19 protein-coding genes are annotated in these 17,620 nt (G+C 69.6%); 10 read left to right on the top strand and 9 right to left on the bottom strand.

Annotation, left to right across the window (positions count from 1 at the left end; genetic code table 11):
• Positions 1-11 precede the first annotated feature (11 nt).
• On the top strand, positions 12-1,661 hold the full coding sequence (locus AB0F17_RS27810; protein ID WP_358028314.1) for an amidohydrolase: 1,650 nt from the start codon (positions 12-14) through the stop codon (positions 1,659-1,661).
• 6 nt (positions 1,662-1,667) lie between these two features.
• On the opposite strand, the gene glgX is transcribed toward AB0F17_RS27810, so the two are convergent.
• Both glgX and AB0F17_RS27800 read right to left on the bottom strand, forming a co-directional pair.
• On the bottom strand, positions 1,668-3,770 hold the full coding sequence (gene glgX / locus AB0F17_RS27805; RefSeq protein ID WP_358028312.1) for a glycogen debranching protein GlgX: 2,103 nt from the start codon (positions 3,768-3,770) through the stop codon (positions 1,668-1,670).
• A 33-nt stretch (positions 3,771-3,803) separates the two neighbouring features.
• A complete protein-coding gene (locus tag AB0F17_RS27800; protein ID WP_214635989.1) occupies positions 3,804-4,229 on the bottom strand; it encodes an OsmC family peroxiredoxin in 426 nt (141 codons plus the stop codon).
• 151 nt (positions 4,230-4,380) lie between these two features.
• On the opposite strand from AB0F17_RS27800, the gene AB0F17_RS27795 reads away from it, so the two are divergent.
• Together AB0F17_RS27795 and AB0F17_RS27790 are read left to right on the top strand one after the other, a co-directional pair.
• On the top strand, positions 4,381-4,938 hold the full coding sequence (locus tag AB0F17_RS27795) for a sigma-70 family RNA polymerase sigma factor (RefSeq protein WP_214635990.1): 558 nt from the start codon (positions 4,381-4,383) through the stop codon (positions 4,936-4,938).
• On the top strand, positions 4,938-5,831 hold the full coding sequence (locus AB0F17_RS27790; protein ID WP_358028524.1) for a maleylpyruvate isomerase family mycothiol-dependent enzyme: 894 nt from the start codon (positions 4,938-4,940) through the stop codon (positions 5,829-5,831). The genes AB0F17_RS27795 and AB0F17_RS27790 overlap by 1 nt, the downstream gene beginning before the upstream one ends.
• 57 nt (positions 5,832-5,888) lie before the next feature.
• Here the strand turns inward: AB0F17_RS27790 and AB0F17_RS27785 are convergent, their stop codons facing one another.
• A complete protein-coding gene (locus AB0F17_RS27785) occupies positions 5,889-7,235 on the bottom strand; it encodes an ankyrin repeat domain-containing protein (RefSeq protein ID WP_358028308.1) in 1,347 nt (448 codons plus the stop codon).
• 137 nt (positions 7,236-7,372) lie between these two features.
• Between AB0F17_RS27785 and AB0F17_RS27780 the strand changes: the two genes are divergently transcribed.
• Positions 7,373-8,065 carry a DUF1707 domain-containing protein gene (locus AB0F17_RS27780; RefSeq protein ID WP_358028306.1) on the top strand — a complete coding sequence of 231 codons (693 nt, stop codon included), beginning with the start codon at positions 7,373-7,375 and terminating at the stop codon, positions 8,063-8,065.
• 24 nt (positions 8,066-8,089) lie between these two features.
• Here AB0F17_RS27780 and AB0F17_RS27775 read toward each other — a convergent pair whose 3' ends face one another.
• Positions 8,090-8,485 carry a nuclear transport factor 2 family protein gene (locus tag AB0F17_RS27775; protein WP_358028303.1) on the bottom strand — a complete coding sequence of 132 codons (396 nt, stop codon included), beginning with the start codon at positions 8,483-8,485 and terminating at the stop codon, positions 8,090-8,092.
• Between the two features lie 86 nt (positions 8,486-8,571).
• On the opposite strand from AB0F17_RS27775, the gene AB0F17_RS27770 reads away from it, so the two are divergent.
• On the top strand, positions 8,572-9,132 hold the full coding sequence (locus AB0F17_RS27770; RefSeq protein ID WP_358028301.1) for a TetR family transcriptional regulator: 561 nt from the start codon (positions 8,572-8,574) through the stop codon (positions 9,130-9,132).
• 90 nt (positions 9,133-9,222) lie between these two features.
• Here AB0F17_RS27770 and AB0F17_RS27765 read toward each other — a convergent pair whose 3' ends face one another.
• The 5 genes from AB0F17_RS27765 to AB0F17_RS27745 form a co-directional block, all read right to left on the bottom strand.
• On the bottom strand, positions 9,223-10,062 hold the full coding sequence (locus AB0F17_RS27765) for a CbiX/SirB N-terminal domain-containing protein (RefSeq protein WP_358028298.1): 840 nt from the start codon (positions 10,060-10,062) through the stop codon (positions 9,223-9,225).
• 23 nt (positions 10,063-10,085) lie between these two features.
• On the bottom strand, positions 10,086-10,814 hold the full coding sequence (locus tag AB0F17_RS27760; protein WP_358028295.1) for a phosphoadenylyl-sulfate reductase: 729 nt from the start codon (positions 10,812-10,814) through the stop codon (positions 10,086-10,088).
• Positions 10,811-10,981, bottom strand: a complete 171-nt coding sequence (locus AB0F17_RS27755; RefSeq protein ID WP_246651562.1) for a DpnI domain-containing protein — start codon at positions 10,979-10,981, stop codon at positions 10,811-10,813. Before AB0F17_RS27755 ends, AB0F17_RS27760 begins: the two co-directional genes overlap by 4 nt.
• Entirely contained in the window at positions 10,978-12,651 is a 1,674-nt protein-coding gene (locus AB0F17_RS27750; RefSeq protein ID WP_358028292.1) for a nitrite/sulfite reductase, read from the bottom strand. Before AB0F17_RS27750 ends, AB0F17_RS27755 begins: the two co-directional genes overlap by 4 nt.
• A gap of 108 nt (positions 12,652-12,759) precedes the next feature.
• A complete protein-coding gene (locus AB0F17_RS27745) occupies positions 12,760-12,843 on the bottom strand; it encodes a putative leader peptide (RefSeq protein ID WP_311132608.1) in 84 nt (27 codons plus the stop codon).
• Between the two features lie 243 nt (positions 12,844-13,086).
• On the opposite strand from AB0F17_RS27745, the gene AB0F17_RS27740 reads away from it, so the two are divergent.
• The 5 genes from AB0F17_RS27740 to glyA all read left to right on the top strand — a co-directional run bounded on the left by AB0F17_RS27740 (position 13,087) and on the right by glyA (position 17,088).
• Entirely contained in the window at positions 13,087-13,863 is a 777-nt protein-coding gene (locus tag AB0F17_RS27740; RefSeq protein WP_358028521.1) for a TIGR03084 family metal-binding protein, read from the top strand.
• A 33-nt stretch (positions 13,864-13,896) separates the two neighbouring features.
• Positions 13,897-14,271 (top strand): YccF domain-containing protein, encoded by a 375-nt coding sequence (locus AB0F17_RS27735; protein ID WP_358028289.1) that lies wholly within the window; start codon positions 13,897-13,899, stop codon positions 14,269-14,271.
• 61 nt (positions 14,272-14,332) lie between these two features.
• Positions 14,333-15,268, top strand: coding sequence for a YihY/virulence factor BrkB family protein (locus AB0F17_RS27730; protein ID WP_358028287.1), 936 nt, complete (start codon positions 14,333-14,335; stop codon positions 15,266-15,268).
• A 15-nt stretch (positions 15,269-15,283) separates the two neighbouring features.
• The gene (locus AB0F17_RS27725) at positions 15,284-15,838 is read left to right on the top strand and encodes a protein kinase (RefSeq protein WP_358028285.1); all 555 of its coding nucleotides are present in this window, start codon (positions 15,284-15,286) and stop codon (positions 15,836-15,838) included.
• Positions 15,835-17,088, top strand: a complete 1,254-nt coding sequence (gene glyA, locus AB0F17_RS27720; protein WP_214636001.1) for a serine hydroxymethyltransferase — start codon at positions 15,835-15,837, stop codon at positions 17,086-17,088. The genes AB0F17_RS27725 and glyA overlap by 4 nt, the downstream gene beginning before the upstream one ends.
• Positions 17,089-17,620: the final 532 nt, after the last annotated feature.

Below are 17,620 nucleotides of genomic sequence, written 5' to 3'. Positions count from 1 at the left end.
CAAGGAGACCGATGCACCATCAGCCGGCTGATCTCGTCCTCGTCAACGGACGGGTGCTGACGCTGGACCAGCACGCCACCGAGACCACCGCGCTCGCCGTAGCCGGCGATCGGATCCTGGCAGCGGGCACCGACGACGACATCCGTGCCCTCACCGGCCACGCCACGACAGTGATCGATCTGGCCGGTCGCACCGTTCTCCCCGGCATCAACGACGCGCACCTGCACCTGTCCCTCCTCGGGCTCGCGATGCCGCCTCATGTCATCGACCTCTCACCGCAACGCAGCCTCGAAGACCTGCAACGCACGCTGGCCACCGCGGCGGCCACGACGCACGGGGAATGGCTCATCGGCACGAGCTGGAGCGAAGGAGAGATCGCCGAGTTCGCGGATCGGGCCCGGCCACCGCATCGGCACGACCTCGACCCGCACAGCGGCGACCGCCCGGTGGCGCTGCACCACATCTCGAAGCACGGAGTGTGGGCCAACACCGCGGCGCTGCGGATCGCCGGGATCACGTCCGCCACACCGGATCCGGAGGGCGGGATCATCGTCCGCGACGCCGACGGCGAGCCGACCGGGCTCCTGCTGGAGACCGCGTCCGAACTGCTGACAGCGCACATCCCACCTGCCGGCGCGGAGCAGCGGCAGGAGGCCCTGCGCGCCGCCCTGCGCCTGCTCAACAGCCTCGGCATCACCAGTCTCACCGACCCGATGGTCTCCCCGGACGCCCTGCGCGATCTGGTCCTGCTGCGACGATCCGGCGAGCTGACCGTCCGGACCAGCGTCTTGATGTACTGGGACTCCGCCATGTCGACCTCGCTCGAGAAGGTCGGCACCGGCCTGCGCACCTCCGGCCTGGCCGCCGGGCTGGGAGACGAATGGCTGCGGATCGGCGGGGTCAAGGTCTTCTCCGACGGCGTTCCCAGCCAGGGCACAGCCTGGACGTACCAGCCCTACCACCACGACTGCACCGGCGGCCTGACCACCCCCGGCGCCGACGACACGGCCCGATACGACGAACTGCTCGACATCATCGAGGTCGTTCACCGGAACCGGATGCATGCCCAGGTCCACGCCACCGGGGACCGGGCCGTCGACGCGGTGATCGACGGCGTACTGCGTGCCCAGAGCCGCGACCCGTGGCCCGACGCCCGGCACGCGATCCTGCACGGCACGCTGATCAAGGACCCGCTGACCATGCGGCGCCTCGCCGACCACGGCATCGGCGTGGTCACCAGCTCGGTCATGAAGGCCGGACTCGCCGCGGGCCTGCGATCAGCTCTTGGCGAGGAGGGGGCGCACGCGACCTTCCTGGCCGGCTCGCTCCTCGCCGCCGGCGTCCAGGTGGCCGACTCCTCCGATGCTCCCGTCGTACCCCCGGACTGGCGGCGCGGTCTGCAGACCCTCGTCACCGGCGATGGGTACGGCGCCCGGGCCGCGACCGAACGGCTCACCCGGACCCAGGCACTGCGGCTGTGGACCAATGCCGGCGCCAGCCTCGAAAGTGCGGAGCACACCAAGGGCAGCCTCGAACCCGGCAAGCTCGCGGACTTCGTCGTACTGGCTGAAGATCTGCACAGCGTGGCCGACCACGAACTCTCGGGTCTGACCCCGCAGCTGACCTACGTCGGCGGCGCGTGCGTCTTCGACAGCTTTTAGCAGCGGTCACCGCGGCCGATGAAGCACCTGCATGCTGCGGGAGGTCACCGTCACCTGAGCGGAGAACGGATGCTCTCCGTCGGAGACGCCCTTGTCGTCGGTGTCGAGGATCGGCAGCCAGTGGTCGCCGAACTCCGCGCCCGGCAAGGTGAAGGTCATGTCCTCATGGTGGGCGTTGATCAGCAACAGGAAGGAGTCGTCCACGATCCGCTCGCCGCGCGTCCCCGGCTCGGTGATCGCCTCGCCGTTGAGATAGACCATCAGCGACTTGGCGTAGCCGATGTGCCAGTCGCCGGCCGTCATCTCCGTGCCGCCGGGCGTGAGCCACACCAGGTCGCGCTTGCCGTCCTCCGGGTGGCGGCCATGGAAGAAGCGGCGGCGCTGGAAGACCGGGTGCTCGCGCCGCAGCCGCGACAGCTCGCGGACGAAGTCCAGCATCTCCGACTCGGTGTGGAGCTGCGACCAGTCGATCCAGGCGAGTTCGTTGTCCTGGCAGTAGCCGTTGTTGTTGCCCCGCTGCGTGCGGCCGAGCTCGTCTCCGTGGGAGAGCATCGGCACGCCCTGCGACAGGAACAGCGTCGTCAGGAAGTTGCGGCGCTGGCGGTCGCGGAGCCGGACGATCTCGGGGTCCTCGACGGGCCCCTCGGCGCCGCAGTTCCAGGAGCGGTTGTCGTCGGTGCCGTCGCGGTTGTTCTCGCTGTTGGCCTCGTTGTGCTTGCGGTCGTACGACACCAGGTCCGTGAGGGTGAAGCCGTCGTGGCAGGTCACGAAGTTGATGGAGGCGACGGGCCGGCGGCCGGAGGAGGCGTAGAGGTCGGCGGAGCCGGTCAGGCGGGAGGCGAACTCGGGCAGCGCCGAGTGGGTGCCCCGCCAGAAATCTCGCACTATGTCGCGGTATTTCCCGTTCCACTCCGTCCACAATGGCGGGAAATTTCCGACTTGGTAGCCGCCGGGGCCGACGTCCCACGGCTCCGCGATCAGTTTGACCTGCGAGATCACCGGATCCTGCTGGATCAGGTCGAAGAAGGCGCTCAGCCGGTCGACGTCGTGCAGCTCCCGCGCCAGCGCCGCCGCCAGGTCGAACCGGAACCCGTCGACGTGCATCTCCAGCACCCAGTAACGCAGCGAGTCCATGATGAGCTGGAGCGCGTGCGGCGACCGGACGTTCAGTGAGTTGCCGCAGCCCGTGTAGTCGAGGTAGTAGCGCCGGTCACCGTCGTGCAGCCGGTAGTAGGCCGAGTTGTCGATCCCCCTGAACCCCAGCGTGGGCCCCATGTGATCGCCCTCGGCCGTGTGGTTGTAGACCACGTCGAGGATGACCTCGATGCCCGCCTCGTGCAGCGCCCGCACCATGCCTTTGAACTCCAGCACCTGCTCGCCCCGCGTGCCCGAGCTGCTGTAGCGGCCGTGGGGGGCCAGGTAGGCCATGGTGTTGTAGCCCCAGTAGTTGGTCAGCCCCCGCGCCACCAGGAAGTGCTCGGGCATGTAGTGGTGCACCGGCATCAGCTCGACCGCCGTCACGCCGAGCGAGAGCAGGTGGTCGATGATCGCCGGGTGCCCCACGCCCGCGTAGGTGCCGCGCTGGTCCTCGGGCACCGCCGGGTGGCGCATGGTGAGCCCCCGCACGTGCGCCTCGTAGATCACGGTCTCGTGGTACGGGGTGTGCGGCGGCCGATCGTTCCCCCACTCGAAGAACGGGTTGACGACCACATTTTTCGGCATAAAGGGGGCGCTGTCGGCCGTGTTGAGCCGCGTCGGGTCGGTGAAGTGATACGGGAACAATGCTTCATTCCACGTCAGATCACCGTCGATCGCCTTGGCATAGGGATCGAGGAGCAGTTTCGCCGGATTGCACCGGTGTCCGTGCGACGGCTCGTACGGGCCGTGCACGCGATATCCATAACGTTGTCCCGGCGCGATGCCCGGCAGGTAGCCATGCCAGACGAATCCATCGACTTCCGGCAGATCCACACGTTCTTCGGAGCCGTCATCGTCAAAAAGGCATAGCTCGACTCGCTCGGCCACCTCGGAGAACACCGCAAAACTGGTGCCCACGCCGTCCCAGGTGCCGCCAAGTGGATAGGGCTCTCCCGGCCAGACTTCGCGCATGTGACCCAATTGTCGCACGCGATCGCGGTCCCGCTAGAGGAGTTCGGCGTTGAGGCTGATCGTCGTGCCCGCCAACGCCTTACTCACCGGGCAATTCGCCTTCGCGGTTTCCGCCGCCTCCTGGAATTGCTCGGCCGTGATCCCGGGCACGTGTCCCTTCACGCTGAGGACGATTCCGGTGATGCCCTCACCCGGCTGGAACGTCACGTCCGCGCTGGTCTGCAGCGACTCCGGCGGCGTGCCGGCGCCGGCCAGGCCGTGCGAGAGCGCCATCGAGAAGCAGGAGGAGTGGGCGGCCGCGATGAGCTCCTCGGGCGAGGTCTTGCCGTTCGCCGCCTCGGCCCTGGAAGCCCAGGAGACCTCGAACGTGCCGACACCCGAGGTGTCGAGTGACACCGTGCCCGACCCGTCGAGCAGCGCGCCCTTCCACTGAGTGGTGGCGGTGCGAGTGGTGGCCATATCGGTTGCTCCCTCTGGTCGTGGGATTCCGACCCTATCGCGGGCTCGACAAAGTTCTGCGGCTCGGTCATCCGTGTGCACTTTTCCGGCGAATAATGACATGCTCGGGTCGCGGCGCACCCGCCGCCTTGGTCCGGATCACGGGAGTGTGGTGCCAGTGGAGGCACCGTACGACGACCGCCTGCTACATCAGCGGGTGGTCGGCGGCGACGAGGCCGCGCTCGGGGAGGTCTACGATCGGCTCTCCTCGCTGATCTTCGGTCTCGCCCTGCGGGTCACCAGGGACCGTGTGATCGCCGAGGACATCACACAGGAGGTGTTCCTGGTCTTCTGGGAACGGCCGCTGGCCTACGACCCTGACCGTGGCACGCTGCGCGCGTGGCTCGCCACGATCGCGCACCGCCGCGCGGTCGACCACGTGCGGGCCGAGGAGCGCCGGCGGGTCTCCACGCTGGGTCCCAGGCTCTACGAGCCGGAGCCCGCCAGGCTGGAGGACAACGTGCTCGCGGCCGACGAGGCCAAGCGGGTACGGCAGGCGGTGACGGCGCTGCCCGAGGGCCTGCGGGAAGCGGTCGAACTGGCCTACTACGGTGGTAGGACATACCGCCAGGTGGGCGAGGAACTGGGCGTGCCCGAGGGCACGGTCAAGTCGCGGATCCGGCTGGCGTTGCGCCGCCTGGCGGACGCGCTGGCAGAGGAAGAGGTGTGATGGAGCCCGTCGAGCGTCTCTATCTGGACGCGCTGATGGAGGACCCGGCCGTACCGGAACGCTCTCTGCGTCCCCAGCTTCTCGCCGGGGCCAGGGCCCGCCGCAGGCCCGCCGCTCCCACCGCGCCCTGGGCGCAGCCGTACGCGGGGCGGGTCGCCGCCATGGACGCGCTGCTCGCCTCCGCCGCGGAGGAGGACTGGTCACGGGTCATCGTCGAGGGCTGGACGCTCCAGGAACTCGTCGCCCACCTCGCCGCCAAGGACGGCCTGCTGGCGGCCTCGGTCGGCGCCCCCGTACTGGGCCCGGCCATCGGCGCGAACGACGCGCTGGGCCGTACCGCCGACGTCCAGAACTACGAGCGGGCCCGCAGCCCGGAACAGACCAGGCGCGACTGGCGCGCCCAGGCCGACGCCCTCTGCCGCCACCTGGCCGCCCTCGCCCCCGGCACCGTCGCGGGCCTCGATGGCCTCGACGCGCCGGTGTCGGACCACGTGCTGGCCAGATGCCTGGAGACGTGGGTACACGCCGACGACGCCGCCCGCACCGCCGGCCTCCGGCTGCCGGACCCGATCCCCGAGCACATCCACCCCACGGCCGACCTGTGCGCGCGGCTGCTGCCGTGGACGATGCTCCTGTCCGGCCTGGACGGCAGCGGGCGCACGCTCCTGCTCACGCTGACCGGGCCGGGGGGCGGCGAGTGGCACGTGCCGCTGGGCGTGGGGGACGCCGCCGGCGGCGACGCCCCGGACGCGCACATCACGGCGGACGTGGTGGGGTTCTGCTTCCTGCTGGGCGGGCGGGGCGACTCGCGGTCGTTCCCCGCCGACCTCGAAGGCGACCTCGCCCTGGCCCACGACGTCCTCGACACCGCTCCGGCCCTCTCGGGCCCCTGAGGGCCGGGCTTGGGCCTCCCCAAAGCAGTCGGGTCTGTGCCTCCGCGGGGCAGGCGGTCAGGACGACTGAGCCTGTGTCACCAGATCCCTGGCGTACTCGTCGTCGCTCTCCGCCAGCACCCGCTTGGCGCCCTGTTCGGCCCGCGGGTCGCCCCGGTCGGCGAGCCCGCGCGTGGCCTCCGCCACCGTACGGAAGTCGGCGTCGTCGAGCCGGTCGGCGAGTGCCTCGCGGATCTGCGGCGTGTCGGCCTTGAGCGAGGCCAGCCCGGCGGTGGCCCAGTCGCGGATCTCCGCCTCGTCGTCCCGCGTCATGCCGATCAGCAGCTCCAGCCCCTCCTCGTGGTCCGGCGGCAGCACGTCGGCCAGCGCGATCGCGTCGGTCATCGTGCGCTGGTGGTCCGGACGGCCGATGATGTCGAGCACCTGCGGCAGCGCCCGGGGGTCGCCCTGATGGCCGAGCCCCGCCAGCACCGAACGGAGCACCTGCGGGTTGCCCTCGGTGGTGGCCATCTTCTGCAGCAGCGGCAGCGTCTGCTCCAGGTACGGCTTGGCGTCGTCGGCGAACCCGAACTGGGCGATCGCGTCGACCCCGAACTCCCGCTCCCTGGCGTCCTCACTCACGCACAGCCTGGCCAGCACCTCATACGTCTCGTCGTCGGCCCGCTTGCCCAGCGAGTCGGCGACGATCCACCACGTCTCGGCGTCCTCGTCGGTGTCGCGATGCGCCAGGGCCCGCGCCACGAGCTGGTCGGCCGACGTGTAGGCGCTCATGGCGTCCTCCAGCAGCGTCGCGATGGCGGCGTGCCCGCGCTGCGCCTGCACCTGCTCGGTCTGCTCGCCGTCGGGGGAGCGCCCGGCCACGGTGACGAGCTCGGTGCCGTCCTTGGCGAACTGGCGCGCCACGACGTACTCCCAGTCGTCGTGGCCGATCTGGTCGAGCAGCGCGGTCTCCAGATGCACGCCCACCCAGTCGATCGCGATGTCGAGCGGGCTGTCGCCGTCTCCGTCGTACTTGCCGGCGTCGGCCCCGCTGTCCAGCAGCAGCCGCGCCACGCCCAGGGCGCCGCGCCTGGCCGCCAGCGAGAGCGGGGTGTCGCCGTCGTCGTTGGCGGCGTCGACCTCGGCTCCGGCCTCGATGAGCGACTCGGCCGTCTCGGCCTGCCCCTTGGCCGCGGCCCAGAGCAGCGCGGTCCAGCCGCCGTTCTCCCGCCCGTTCACGTCGGCACCGGCGGCCAGCAGCAGGCCCGCGACCTCGGCCCGGTCCCAGGCGGCGGCCGCGCAGAGCGGCAACCCGCCTTCCTCGCCCGCACTGGCCAGGTTGGGGTCGGTGCCACCGGCGAGCAGCTCGCTCACCTTCTCCGACTCGCCGTTCAACGCGGCCTGGTAGAGCTGTTCCTCATGCATGACTGGACCCTAACCTGGATCAGGCCAAGCCCGGGTCAGCCCCCCGAAAGGCTCGCCACCCGCCTCAGCTCTTAGAGGTATGACTCTTCCTCCCACGGGAGGAGCCAGATCTTCGTGAAACGCGATATGTTGCGAGTATGACTGACCCTGGTGAGGTAAGGGCCTCCGACGCCGAACGAGAAGCTGTCGTGGAGCAGCTCCGCGTCGCCTCGGTCGACGGGCGGCTGACGCTCGTCGAGCTGACCGACCGTACTGAGGCGGCCTACACCGCCACCACCCACGCCGAGCTGGCCATGCTCACCCAGGACCTGCCCGCCTCCGGTGCCGTGCCCGTGCCCCCGGTCCACCAGGAACAGCCTGTGCGCAAGCGGCGCTGGTTCGTCGGCATCATGGGCGACTCCAAGCGGCGCGGCACCTGGCGGATCGACCAGGAGCTGGGCGCGGTCGCCGTGATGGGCGACGTGCTGCTGGACCTGCGCGAGGCCGAGGTCCGCACCAATGTGGTCGACATCATGGCCGTCTCGGTGATGGGCGACGTGAAGATCATCGTCCCCGACGGCGTGAACGTGGACCTCGACGGCATGGCCGTCATGGGCGACAAGCGGGTCGACGTCCTGGAAGCGCCGCCGGGCACGAACGCGCCGGTCATCCGGGTGCACGCGTATGCGGTGATGGGCGACATCAAGGTGATCGGCGACTCCCGCGCGCAGCCGCTCCAGCGCGGTCTGGCCGCCTGGCGCGAGCAGTGGCGCAAGCTGCACGGCGACGACTGGCGCAGCATGCGCAGGCAGCTCCGCGACGACCACCGCAGCCTGCACCGCGGCTACTGACGCGTTCGGGGGCTGGGCGCGCCCCTACGAGCCCAGCACCGCCATCAGCGGCAGCGGGTTGATGTAGTCGCGATAGTGCGCGATATGTCCGTCACGGACCCGGAGCACGGCGATGACCCGCTGCGTGAACGGCGCCCCGGTGGCCCTGACGTGACCGTGGACGGTGTACTCGACGATGACCACCTCGGGATCGGCCGTCTCGTGGATCATCACATCGACGTGCGTCTCGAACTCGATCAGCCGCCCACCCGCCGCCAGGAACGCGCGGATCTCGTCCTGCCCGATGAGGGTCTCCGGGACGCCCTCGGGACGGTACGGCCACTCGATGACCCCGTCGGGAGCCATCAACTCCACGAACCGCTCCACGTCCGCCGACAGGCTCAGCTCCAGCACCCGCTCGGCCACTTCACGCGCGTTCACGGCCACCCCCCTTTCGTTGAACACGTGTTCATTGAACGACCGTATAACGAAGATCGTGGTTCGGTCAACGCCCGTACAATGAATCGGTGCCCGACGAGAAGCCGCGCCGTACCCGCGCCGAACAGCGCCGTGAGACCGAGGACCGGATCCTCGCCGCCGCCCGTGCCACCTTCGCCGAGCTCGGCTACGAGCGCACGACGATCCGGGGCGTGGCCTCCACCGCCGGCGTCAACGCAGGGTTGGTGATGCACTACTTCGGCAGCAAGGAGGAGCTGTTCTCGCGCGCGGCCATGCTGCCGGAGGAGGAGCTGCCGGTGGGGCATCCGGCCGAGGCCCTGCTCACCTCGCTGCGCCGGCGGCTCGACGACGAACCGGTCGCCTCGCTCGTCGTGCTGCGTTCCATGCTCACGCACGCGGAGGCGTCAGGGGAGTTCCGGGTGGCGGCGTCGGCCTGGCTCGACCGGGTGGGGGCGGCCATCCCGGCCGCCGACGCCGAGCTGCGTGCCGGGCTGATCAGCGCGATCATCAACGGGGTGGTGCTCGATCGCTACCTGCTCAAGCTGAGCTCCCTGGCGGACGCCCCCGCCGATGACATCCTCGCCCTCCTGCGCCCGTGCTTCGAGAGCCTGGCGGGGGAGTCGGGCTGACGTCCTGGGCCAGGGCCGCTCCTACGAGGCCGCTTGACGTCCTGGGCCATGGGCCGCCGTTACGAGGCCCCTTGACGCCATGGGCCGCTGTTACGAGGCCGCCGCTCCAGCCGGCGCGCGGGCGGCGGTGGCGTAGCGCTCCAGGAGGACCTCGGCCAGTTCGGGAGCCGGGCCGAGCACGTCGGCGACCACGTCGGCGCCTGCTTCGAGGGTGCTCCGCCGTACTTTGTCGGCGAAATAACCGGGCGCCAGCAGGTACGGCGCGACGGCCACCCGTGGCGCGCCCGCTTCGCGGAGGAGCGCCACGGCCTGCGCGGGCGTCGGCTCGGCCGCCGACGCGTACGCCGCCGTCACCGCCCACCACCCTCGCCCCTCCGCACCTGAGCCACCGCTGAAGCCCGAGCCACCGCTGAAGCCCGAGCGGGCGCTGACGCCCAAGCCGGCCCCTGAGCGCGCCGGCCGCCGCCAGTCGCGGGCCATCCGCGCGATCACGCCGTTGGCGCGCGGATCGCTGGACCCGGCCGACACCAGCACGACCGCCGTATCCGGATCTCCGATCACCACTCCCGCCTCAGTCAGCCGCCGTTCCAGCGTCGTCAGCAGCAGCGGGTGCGGTCCCAGCGTCGCGCCGTAGCGCACGCGCAGCCGGGGGTTGCGCGCCCTGGCCTCGTTGAGCGCCGCCGGCAGGTCCACCCGGCTGTGGTACGCCTCGGTGAGCAGCAGCGGCAGCACCACGGCCTCGTCCAGCCCGCGCAGCGCCTGCGCCAGTGACGGGGTCGCGTGGTCGAGGTACGCCGTCCGCACCGGCAGCCCCGGCCGGGCCCGCCGTACCTCGTCGAGCAGGGCTTCCACGGTCGCGGCGGCGCGCGGGTCGCGAGACCCGTGCGCTACCGCGACCAGTGGCACGTCCTGGCCCGTCCCGTCTGCCAACGAGACGGGCCACATGCTGGGGTTTACAGGTGAATGCCGCATTCGACCTTCCCCAGCCCCGCCCAGCGGCCGCTGCGCGGGTCCTCGCCGTCCGCGACCTGCCGGGTGCAGGGAGCGCAGCCGATCGAGGGGTAGTTGTCATAGTGCAACGGGTTGATCAGCACCCCGTTGTCGGCCATGTAGTTGTCGACGTCGTCCTGGGTCCACTTGGCGATCGGATTGACCTTGACCATCTGCCGCTTGGCGTCCCACTCCACGACCTTGGTGTCGGCGCGGGTGGCCGCCTCGTCGCGGCGGATGCCCGAGATCCACGCCAGGTACGGTTCGAGCGCCCGGTTGAGCGGCTCCACCTTGCGCAGGTAGCAGCACAGGTCCGGATTGCGGCCGAACAGGCGCGGCCCGAGCTCGCGTTCCTGCTCCTCCACCGTGCGCGGCCCCCGCACATTGATCACATTGACGTCATAGACCTGCTGAACCGCGTCACGGGTGCCGATCGTCTCGGCGAAATGGAATCCGGTGTCGATGAACAGCACGTCAACCCCGGGCTTGACCCGGCTGACCAGGTCGATGAGCAGGGCGTCGCTCATCGAGGAGGTCAGGCACAGCCGGTCGCCGAACGTCGCCGCCGCCCACCGGATGATCTCGCGGGCGGACGCCTCCTCCAGGAACACAGCGGCGGACTCGACGATGTCCTGCAGGTCGAGCGTGCCGCGTTGTTCTCTCAGACCGACCTCGATGTCGACGAGCGTCATATCTTCACTCCGATTCCGAGAAATTTAAGCTTGAAGGCGCGGGCGCAGGACCGGCAGTACCAGCCGCCGTGCGCCGCGGAGTCGGGGGCGTTGGGATCGCCTTCGTAGGGCTCGAGGTCCTCGTCGCCGCAGTAAGGGCAGTGGAAGGGAACGGCTCGCGTGGTCATCTCAGGTCCGCCTCGTCCGCTCGCTGCACCCAGTCGGCGAACGACTCGCCTTCCTTCTTCTGGGCGTCGTAGTGCTTCACGACCCGCTCCACGTAGTCGGGCAGCGCCTCGGCGGTGGTCTTGAGCCCGCGTACCTTCCTGCCGAAGCCGGGGTTGACGCCGAGCGAGCCGCCCAGGTGGATCTGGTAGCCCTCGACCTGCTCGCCGTTCTCGTCGACGACGAGCTGGCCCTTGAGGCCGATGTCGGCGACCTGGATGCGGGCGCAGGAGTTGGGGCAGCCGTTGACGTTGATGGTGAGCGGCTCGGCGAAGTCGGGCAGGCGCCGCTCCAGCTCGTCGATCAGGTTGGCGGCGGTGGCCTTGGTCTCGACGATGGCCAGCTTGCAGAACTCGATGCCGGTGCAGGCCATCGTCTGGCGGCGGAACGTCGACGGGTTGACCTGGAGGTCGTTCGCCTCCAGCTCGGCGACCAGGGAGTCGACCTGGTCGGGCGCGACGTCTAGGACGACCATCTTCTGCTCGACCGTGGTGCGGACGCGGCCGGAGCCGTGCCGCTCGGCGATGTCGGCGATCAGGTGCAGCTTGTCGCCGTCGAGGCGGCCGACCTTGGGCGCGAAGCCCACGTAGAAGTTGCCGTCCTTCTGCGGGTAGACCCCGACGTGGTCGCGGCGGGAGCCTCGTGGCGCCTCGGGCGCGGGCCCGTCGGGCAGCGCCTCCTTGAGGTACTCGGTCTCGAGGATCTCCCGGAACTTCTCCACGCCCCAGTCGTTGACCAGGAACTTGATCCGCGCCCGGTGCCGCAGCCGCCGATACCCGTAATCACGAAATATCCCGATGACGCCGCCGTAGACGTCGCCCACCTGGTCAGGGCGTAGGAACACCCCGAGCCGCTTGCCGAACATCGGGTTGGTGGACAGCCCCCCGCCGACCCACAGGTCGTAGCCCTTCTCCCCGCTGGGCAGCTCGACACCCACGAACGCCACGTCGTTGATCTCGTGCACCGTGCAGTGCGACGGGCACCCGCTCACCGCCGACTTGAACTTGCGCGGCAGGTTGGAGAAGGCCGGGTCGCCGACGAACCGCTCGTTCAGCAGGCGGATCTCCTCGCTGGCGTCCAGCACTTCCTCGGTGTCGATCCCGGCCAGCGGGCAGCCCAGGATGACGCGCGGGGTGTCGCCACACGCCTCGGTGGTCGACAGGCCGACCGCCTCGAGCCGCTCCCAGATGTCGGGCACGGCCTCGATCTCGATCCAGTGGAGCTGGACGTTCTGCCGGTCCGTCAGGTCGGCGGTGCCCCGGCCGTAGTCGTTGGAGATGTCGGCGATGACCCGTAGCTGCGGAATGCTGAGCTGACCGCCGTCGATCCGCACCCGGAGCATGAAGTAGCGGTCGTCGAGCTCCTCGGGCTCCAGGATCGCGGTCTTGCCGCCGTCGATCCCGGGCTTGCGCTGGGTGTAGAGGCCGTACCAGCGCATCCGGCCCCGCAGGTCAGCGGGGTCGATCGAGTCGAAACCACGCTTGGAGTAGATGTCGATGATCCGCTGGCGGACGTTCAGGCCGTCGTCGTTCTTCTTGTTCTCTTCATTCTTGTTGAGCGGCTCCCGGTAACCGAGAGCCCACTGGCCTTCGCCGCGCGGGCGTTTGTGATGCCGGCTGGCAGGGGTGCTCATTGCGCGTCCTTCGGTGGATGGGCGCGCGCAGGCTTCCTCCCGCCTCATCATTGAGGGCAGGGGTGAAGGAGGAGATTTGCGACGCGCGCAACGGAGAAAACGGGTGGGTTAGCGGGCGTCGCAACAGATGGCACTGCGGACACGCTGAAGATCGACGTGTCGTCGACCGACAAGCATGGGGTCCGCTGGCATATCTCGAAGATACGCTAGGTATCCGTTATGTCCAAGACAGGGTCCATACTGTGGACGCCTCACTACCCCTGACGAGGCCAGTCCAGGTCCGACTCGGCCGGTTCCTCCGCCTGCTGGTGCTGGCAATCGCACCAGGATCCGCCGCGACACTCCTCGTGGCGCTTGCTCTTGCAGTTCTCGCAGATCACCCTTGCATTATTCCTCGTAGAACGTTGTTCGGTTAGGCTGGCCCGCGTGGACCTGATGGGCGAGTTGCTGGCCGACCTGCGCGCGGAGACCGCGTCATTCGACGATCTGTTACTGACCCTCGAACCCGGAGACTGGGAGCTGGCCACGCCCGCCGAGGGGTGGGCCGTGCGCGACCAGGTGAGCCATCTGGCCTGGTTCGACGAGGCGGCGCGCACCGCCGTGACCGACCCCGACGTGTTCCGGACGGCGGCGGCTCACTTCACCTCCACCGACGACCTCGCCGCGGAGTTCCGCGGGCTCGCCTCCGGCGAACTGCTCCACTGGTTCCGTACGGCCCGCGCCCGCAGCATCGAGGTGTTCGCTGGGCTGTCGGCCCGCGACCGGCTGCCGTGGTACGGGCCCGACATGTCGGCCGCGTCCTTCGTCACCGCCCGGCTGATGGAGACCTGGGCGCACGGCCAGGACGTGGCCGACGCGCTCGGCGTCACCAGGGAGCCCACCCGCCGGCTGCGGCACGTGGCGATGATCGGGGTCAGGGCCCTGCCGTACGGTTTCGCCGTCCGGAACCTGCCCCTCCCTGAGCGGCCGGTCCGCGTGGAGCTGACGATGCCCGACGGGACCCCGTGGACGGCGGGGCCCGAGGACGCCGCCGACGCGGTACGCGGGCCGATGCTGGACTTCTGCCTGCTCGTCACCCAGCGCGTCCACCGGGACGACACCACCCTGGAGATCACCGGCGAGACGGCCCGCGCCTGGATGGAGACAGCGCAGGCGTTCGCCGGACCACCGGGTAAGGGTCGATCAGGGAAAGGCCAGGGGCATTCCCGATGATCTGAGGAGCGACCACGGTGTCATGCTGGTGGTATGCGGACAATCCTGAACGTCATCTGGCTGATCTTCGCGGGGGTCTGGCTGGCCATCGGCTACGCGATCGCCGGGATCATCTGCTGCATCCTGATCGTCACGATCCCCTTCGGTATCGCCTCGTTCCGGATCGCGGCCTACGCGCTCTGGCCGTTCGGCAGGACCGTCGTCCGAGACCCGGACGCGGGGGCGCTGTCCACGATCGGCAACATCATCTGGCTGATCTTCGCCGGCTTCTGGCTGGCGATCGGGCACGTGCTCACCTCGATCCCGCTGTTCCTGTCGGTCATCGGCATCCCGCTGGGCGTGGCCAATCTGAAGCTCATCCCCGTCTCACTCCTCCCGCTGGGCGCACGCATCGTCGACGTCGACTAGGGCAGTACTCGGGGGACGTAAGCTGTCCCGAAGAGTCACTGCCACACAACCGTTGGGTGCCATGACGTCCACCGATGCGCCTAGCCGGTCGAAGCGGAGGCAGCTCGCCTCCAACGCCCGTGCCAGGCTGAGCTGGGTGCGCGACACGAAGTCGTGGGCGACCGTCCGCGCGACCACGAACGCGGGCGTCACCTACCGGGTGTCGGGCCTGGCAGGCGAGGCTGCCTTCTTCGCGCTGCTGTCCCTCCCGCCGTTCGTGCTGGGCCTCATCGGCGTCCTGGCCAAGCTCGGCAGCTGGCTGGGGCCCCAGGTGGTCGTGCAGGTCAAAACCTGGGTCATCGAGCAGGCCGGGCTGCTGTTCACCGACGACGCCGTGCACAAGGTGGTCAACCCGCTCATCACCGACGTCCTCAGCGACGACGCGAGCAAGGTGTCGATCATCTCGGTGGGCTTCCTGCTGTCGCTCTGGTCGGGCTCGCGGGCGCTGTACGTGTACGTCGACCTCATCTCCGTCTCCTACGGGCTCGGCGAGGCGCGCGGCATCATCAGGACCAGGCTGATGTCGTTCGGCCTGTACGTGATCGGGCTGGTCATCGGCATCATCGTGATGCCGGTGCTGGTCATCGGGCCGACACTGATCAAGGACGCGCTGCCGGGGGAGTACGGCATCCTCGTCGACCTGCTGTACTGGCCGGTGGTGATCATCGGCTCGGTGCTCTTCCTGACCGTGCTCTACCACGTGAGCGTGCCGATTCGCACGAAGTGGTACCGGGAGCTGCCGGGGGCGATCCTGGCGCTGTTCCTGTGGATCGTGTGCGCCGCCGTGCTGCGCGCCGTACTGGCCGCGTGGTTCTCGCCCGTGTCCGTCTACGGCTCCCTGGCCGCGCCCATCGCGCTGCTGCTCTGGCTCTACATCACCGCGCTCGCCGTGTTGATCGGGGCCATCCTGAACGCCGAGATCGATCGGCTTTGGCCAGGCGCTAGCCGTACCAAATAGGAAATAATCCCCCCGATGGACGTACACCAGCGGGTCGGGCCGTACACCCTCGTCCGCAAGCTGGGCGAGGGCGGGATGGGGTTCGTCTACCTGGCGCGGGACGCGGCGGGCAGGCCCGTCGCGCTGAAGATGATGCGGCCGGAGCTGGCCGCCCGCGAGGAGTTCCGGCGCAGGTTCGGCAAGGAAGCCGAGGCCGCCAGGAGGGTCGCCAGGTTCTGCACCGCCCCCGTGCTCGACGCCGGGATCGAGGACGGGACCGCCTACCTGGTCACCGAATACGTCGAAGGCCCCGACCTGTCCGGCGTGGTCGCCCGGCAGGGGCCGCTGACCGGCTCGAACCTGGAGGCCCTGGCCGTCGGCGTGGCCACCGCGCTGGCCGCGATCCACCAGGCCGGGGTCGTGCATCACGAGGAACGTCCAGATCAACGAGGAATGAGCCCCGGCCACATCCGCTATCGTCTAGAACGTAGCGACTGGCGCGTTAGGTGGGGCGAACCACCGGGGAGCGGAGGGGCGAAGGCCGTGCGCCTGGGTCTTCGCGCATTGTCAACGATGACAGGAGAGTCATGAGTTCTCTCGCTACCGTAGACCCGCAGATAGCCGAGCTCATCAAGGCGGAAGAGCGTCGTCAGGCCGACACCGTCAAGCTCATCGCGTCGGAGAACTACGTGTCCAAGGCCGTGCTCGAGGCCACGGGCACCGTCCTGACCAACAAATACTCCGAGGGCTACCCCGGCAAGCGCTACTACGAGGGCCAGCAGGTCATCGACCAGGTCGAGACCCTGGCCAACGAGCGGGCCAAGGCACTGTTCGGCGTCAACCACGCCAACGTCCAGCCCTACTCGGGCTCGCCCGCCAACCTGGCCATCTACATGGCCTTCCTGCAGCCGGGCGACACCGTGATGGGCATGGGCCTGCCGTTCGGCGGCCACCTCACGCACGGCTGGTCGGTCTCGGCCACCGGCAAGTGGTTCAACCCGGTCCGCTACGGCGTGCGCCAGGACACCGGCCGCATCGACCTCGACGAGGTCAGGGCGCTGGCACTGGAGCACCGGCCGAAGCTGATCTTCTGCGGCGGCACCGCGATCCCGCGCACGATCGACTTCGAGGGCTTCGCGTCGATCGCCCGCGAGGTGGGCGCCGTACTCGCCGCCGACATCGCGCACATCGCCGGCCTCGTCGCGGGCGGCGCGCACCCGTCTCCGGTGGGCCACGCCGACGTGATCTCCACGACCACGCACAAGACGCTGCGCGGCCCGCGCGGCGCCATGCTCATGGCCACCACCGACGAGCACGCGACCGCGCTCAACAAGGCCGTCTTCCCCGGCCTGCAGGGCGGCCCGCACAACCACACCACCGCCGCCATCGCCGTGGCCCTGCACGAGGCGTCCACCGACGACTTCAAGACCTACGCGCACCAGGTGGTGACCAACGCGAAGGCACTGGCCGAAGAGCTGTCGAGCCGCGGCTTCGACCTGGTCTCCGGCGGCACCGACAACCACCTCATCCTGCTCGACCTCACGCCCAAGGGCATCGGCGGCAAGCCGGCCGCGCAGGCGCTCGACCGCGCGGGCCTGGAGACCAACTACAACACGGTCCCCTTCGACACCCGCAAGCCCTTCGACCCGAGCGGCATCCGCATCGGCACCCCGTCCGTCACTTCGCGGGGCATGGGGCCGGCCGAGATGCGGCAGATCGGCGCGTGGATGGACGAGGTCGTCACCGCCCTGGCCAAGGGCGATGCCGAGCACGTCATCAGCCGCGTCCACCACGAGGTCAGCGAGCTCACCGCCCAGTTCCCAGCGCCTGGCCTCGCCTGATCCCCGGCCGCTTCGGGTAAATCGCTTCCAGGAAACCGGCCGCTGACCCGGCTGGCTTCTTTGAGTGAACCGCGTTCATCCGTTTCGGCACAGCCGCACCCACCGCGCGTGGGTGAGGGCCTGCGGGAAATCGGCCGCTGACCCGGCTGGCCGTTTCGGGTGAACCGCTTTCATCCGTTACGGCACAGCCACACCCACCGCCACCCGCCGCACATGGCCGGGGGCCTCCAGGAAAACGCCCGCTGAACCCGCACATGGCCGGGCGCCGTCACGTGCGTCCAGTTGGCCGGTGGCGTGGGTTCGGCGGGCCGGAGGCGTCCCTCCCGGAAGGTGACCACCGGGAGGTCCGGTGATCTGAACCGGATGAGCACTGACGCGAGCCATGGACCGCTCCCATGGTCAACAATGCGCACGTAACGGCGCCCGACCCCGTAAACCGGAGGAGCGTGCCCCTGGACAGTCCTCAGCCCCGGTCGGGGGGTGGGGTGGGGGCGGCTGGCCGTAACAGATCGGCTGTAAAGGCCCTGGTCGG

The organism is Nonomuraea sp. NPDC026600 (assembly GCF_040638335.1).
Taxonomy (GTDB): domain Bacteria; phylum Actinomycetota; class Actinomycetes; order Streptosporangiales; family Streptosporangiaceae; genus Nonomuraea.
Note: the sequence above shows the minus strand (reverse complement) of the source record. Positions and strands in the feature narration are given on the sequence as shown.